Raw genomic sequence first — 4135 nt, forward strand, 5'->3', positions numbered from 1 at the left:
ATTATCATATTATATGACACTGATGAGACGGGAATAAGAGAAGCCAAACAACAAACAAATGCACTCATTCAATATAAGGTTTTGAGCTTGACCTTACCATTGCAAGGGATTAAGTCGGAGAAAGATATATCTGACTTCTTTGCCCTGGGAAATAACTCGAATGACTTGAAAGTTCTCCTTTCTGATATGTTTACCAATATGTATTCGCAGACAATGATGATATTAAAATCTTGTGAAATTGACTACGATAATCCACCTGACGCTTCAAAATCAGTTGTGGCAGTCAATGGTGTTCCACTCGGGACACAGGATAATCTATTTTGTATCACAGGTGGAGAAGGAACAGGTAAGAGCAACTATATTTCTGGAATCCTTTCAGGCACACTTGGTTCGGAACGATTACAAGCTGAACAGACATTAGGATTAGAGATAACTGCTAACCCAAAAGGATTAGCAGTACTCCACTATGATACGGAGCAGTCTGAAGCACAGCTGCACAAGAACTTGGGAAAGACACTTCGTCGTGCAGGAGTAAAGACTGTTCCAGAGTTCTACCATTCACTCTACTTGGCATCACTATCCCGCAAAGACAGGCTAAAAATCATTCGTGAGAGTATGGACTTATTCTATCACAAGCATGGCGGTATCCATATTGTGGTAATTGATGGTATTGCTGACTTGATACGCTCAGCCAACGATGAAACGGAAAGTATAGCCATTGTAGATGAACTCTACCGATTGGCAGGTATTTACAATACCTGTATTGTCTGTGTGCTTCACTTTGTGCCTAATGGCATAAAGTTGCGTGGGCATATTGGTTCGGAACTTCAACGTAAGGCGGCGGGTATTCTCTCCATAGAAAAGGACGACAATCCTGAATATTCGGTCGTAAAGGCATTGAAAGTCCGTGACGGAAGCCCATTAGATGTTCCAATGATGCTCTTCGGTTGGGATAAAACTGAAGACATGCACGTCTATCGTGGCGAGAAGTCGAAGGAAGATAAGGAAAAGCGCAAGACCGAAGAACTTATTGCCGTCGTCAAAGAAGCCTTCCGACATTCTTTCAAACTCACTTATCAAGAACTTTGTGACGTTCTGATGCGAGAAATGGTAATTAAGGATAGAACAGCAAAGAAGTACATCGCCTATATGAGAGAACAAAATATCTTGGCACAAGATACTAATGGTAACTATCAGAAAGGAGAATTATGCCGTACTTAAACGATATTTCAGAAACAGATTGGTGCAAACAATTGTTTGATAAACTAAGAACTGTCGAGAATAAACTCGACCAGCTACTTGTTCTGCAAGAGCAATCCGTCGATACAACCATCCGTCCACCTTTGAAACCGGAATATCTGGACATCATAGATGTTTCTAAAATCTTGAAAGTTGAGCAAAAGACTATCTATAACTGGGTTTGGGCAGGGAAAATTCCTTACCTCAAAGCTAATGGTCGATTGCTTTTTCTTCGGGAAGAAATAGATGAAATGGTACGGAAGCGAGATGGTTGGTAAGTCTCCTTATACTAAATTCTTGTTGTTTTGTTGTGTAAATACTTGCATTTACACAACAAAATATATACCTTTGCAAAAGGAACAATTTGTATGACAAGCAAAAGTATTAAAAATAAAATTTCAAATTTTGAGACGGGAAAAGTGTTCCGATTGGAAGACTTAGGGCTTTCTCGCAGTGAGCAAAATGCTGCCGTAGTCACATTGGGAAGACTGGTTCAAGAGGGCGAAATAGAGCGCCTTAGTCGAGGTACTTATTATAAACCCAAACGAACAAGATTTGGTGTTGTTGGTCCGTCCATGGAAGAACGATTCCGTGACTTACTCTATGACAACGACACCCCTATAGGCTATCTGACCGGGTTCTATGCATTCAACCTGTTTGGATTGACAACGCAACAGTCTTCAACTCTTGAGATAGGCTCCAATTTCCCTAAACGGAACGGAAAACGTGGAATGTATACGATTCGTTTTGTATTGCAGAAAAATCCCATCAACAGAGATAATATCGAAATGCTGCGTATATTAGACTGCTTGAAATGGATTAAGAAGATACCTGATACAACTACTGACAGATCATATATTCTTTTAAAGGCAAAAGTCAATGACTACTCTGAGGATGAGCAGACGCAACTGGTCAATCTTGCCTTAAAATACTCTCCACTCACGCGAGCCTTATTGGGTTCTATGCTAACCAATGACTATCTTGCGGCTACATTATTTCAAACATTAAGTCCACTTACACGATTTAGAGTAGGACTCTCACCAACTTTAGTTTCTAGTCAATGGAACATACAATAAAAGATTCTCTATATTTAGACACTGAGTTATTCATGGAATTGGTACAAACTTCGTCAGAAGATTTGAAAATCCCTATACAGTTAATAGAGAAAGACTACCACATTTCAAGAATACTTCGTGCATTGTCAAGAAGTTCTTATGCGCCAAAAATCGTATTTAAGGGAGGAACTTCTTTATCAAAGGCATATCAACTGATAGATAGGTTTTCAGAGGACGTGGACTTTGCTGTTATCAGTGGGGATATGAGTGGTAATCAGGTTAAAATGCTTTTATCAAACTTGATGAAAGAGGTTACTATGGGCTTGACAGAGGACAAAACTTTTTCAGATATATCCAAGGGCTCAAAATATAGGAAGCAAGCCTTCTCTTATACAGCCCATACAGGTTTTGATACTTCTGTAAATCCTGTTCCTGCGAGAATTATTGTAGAGATTAGTGCATTTGCCAATCCTTTTCCATATGAGAAAAGAACGATAGAGCCTTTTGTAACTACATATTTGAAAAAGCAAAAGATGGAAGATGTGATAGAGATGTATCACCTTGAACCTTTTGAACTAAATGTCTTATCTCTTAAACAAACCTTGTGCGAGAAAATAGTGTCTCTCATTCGCTTTTCAATGAGCGAGCAGCCAACAGCATCATTATCATCTAAAATACGCCACTTCTATGACTTGAATGCGCTATTGAATATCAAAGAATTAGAAGATTATGTATGTAGAAAAGAATTTGTTCGAGACATAAAGACTTTGGTGGAACATGACCAACAAGCTTTTGACGAGCCTTTGGGCTGGAAAGACCTAAAAGACATAAATCAGTCTCCATTGGTAGTGGATTTTGATCATTTATGGGAGATTTTGACTCCCAAATACGTAGAGAACCTATCTGCTATAGCTTATCGAGATATTCCATCTTCAAATACCATAAAAGCATCATTTCTGAAAATACTGAAGTCTTTGAGAGAAATTGACCTCACGAATGAATAGGGATTATCTTTTATAGATTCTTAAAGCAAATATCAAAGGGAGGAGATAGATGAGGTAGTACGAAAGCGAGATGATTAATGACAAAGGGCATCAAACCTAACAGTTAGATTTTGGCAAAATATTTATTTTATTGCCAAAGTCTAACTATCGCATAGATATATATTGGCTGATTTTCCTCTTGGGAATAGTTCGAAAATTTCCTCATAAGTCAACTATTAGTTTACTTGCAGGAAAGAAAAACAACCATTCTTTTAACGTCTCCACTTGGGTCTAAAAGTCTGCAAACGACTATCTTCCTCTTTGTCTTGGACAGGATTGTTCTCATTCTTTATTTTGGCAGAGTAGTTGTTGGATAAATCTTTTCTTTGCTTTATTTCCTCTTTTTCTTCCTTTTCTTCATCTGGTGGAGCAAGGGTAAGCGCAATCTTTCTGTCCAATTCAGCAGCTTCACTTTTGAGTGAGCGAAGCTCGTCCTCTTTCTTCCAAGAACTGTTGGCAATGTTGGTGTAAACGTCTTTGTTAGCCACAACCTTTGCCATTTCCTTCTCATGCGACTCTATTACCTTTGGAATACGTTCCAAAGCATTAACGAAGTTCTGACACGCAAGTTTCGGATCAGTTGCCAACTTACCGTTATTATAGGTATAGTAGATACTCTCCTGCCCTTTCACAAAGAAGCGATTCACTGAACAGTCGAACAAGTCCTTGGAAGTGCTCTCCGTCTTGACCATTATGGAAAAACCGTATATCTCGCCGATTTTGTTGTACTCGCCTTTGGTGCGAGCTTTTTCGTCTATCTCCTGCAGACGTGCGGCAATGGCCTTGATATCGGTGCTG

At 39.1% G+C, this 4135-nt stretch carries 4 protein-coding genes and 1 pseudogene; 4 read left to right on the top strand and 1 reads right to left on the bottom strand.

The genetic code is table 11. From position 1 onward, the window contains the following. The 4 genes from O3603_RS11830 to O3603_RS11845 form a co-directional block, all read left to right on the top strand. Window positions 1-1221, top strand: a 1221-nt coding sequence (locus tag O3603_RS11830) for an AAA family ATPase (protein WP_371523031.1), incomplete at its 5' end; no start/stop codon positions are given. Next, entirely contained in the window at window positions 1209-1517 is a 309-nt protein-coding gene (locus tag O3603_RS11835; RefSeq protein ID WP_315456897.1) for a helix-turn-helix domain-containing protein, read from the top strand. The genes O3603_RS11830 and O3603_RS11835, both read left to right, overlap by 13 nt. 90 nt (window positions 1518-1607) lie before the next feature. Next, window positions 1608-2315, top strand: a complete 708-nt coding sequence (locus O3603_RS11840) for a DUF6088 family protein (protein WP_315456899.1) — start codon at window positions 1608-1610, stop codon at window positions 2313-2315. After that, complete coding sequence (locus tag O3603_RS11845) at window positions 2300-3298, top strand: nucleotidyl transferase AbiEii/AbiGii toxin family protein (RefSeq protein ID WP_371523032.1); 999 nt, start codon at window positions 2300-2302, stop codon at window positions 3296-3298. Before O3603_RS11840 ends, O3603_RS11845 begins: the two co-directional genes overlap by 16 nt. A 251-nt stretch (window positions 3299-3549) precedes the next feature. On the opposite strand, the pseudogene O3603_RS11850 reads toward O3603_RS11845, so the two are convergent. Further along, window positions 3550-4135 (bottom strand): annotated as a pseudogene (locus O3603_RS11850) (helicase); the annotation flags it as partial.

The sequence above is a fragment of the Prevotella sp. 20925_1_30 genome, assembly GCF_041433025.1.
GTDB classification, from domain to species: domain Bacteria; phylum Bacteroidota; class Bacteroidia; order Bacteroidales; family Bacteroidaceae; genus Prevotella; species Prevotella vespertina.

Excerpts from the sequence above, each read along its gene's own strand:
- O3603_RS11835 (WP_315456897.1), top strand. The coding sequence starts at position 1,209 with ATGCCGTACTTAAACGATATTTCAGAAACAGATTGGTGCAAACAATTG.
- O3603_RS11840 (WP_315456899.1), top strand. The coding sequence starts at position 1,608 with ATGACAAGCAAAAGTATTAAAAATAAAATTTCAAATTTTGAGACGGGA.
- O3603_RS11845 (WP_371523032.1), top strand. The coding sequence starts at position 2,300 with ATGGAACATACAATAAAAGATTCTCTATATTTAGACACTGAGTTATTC.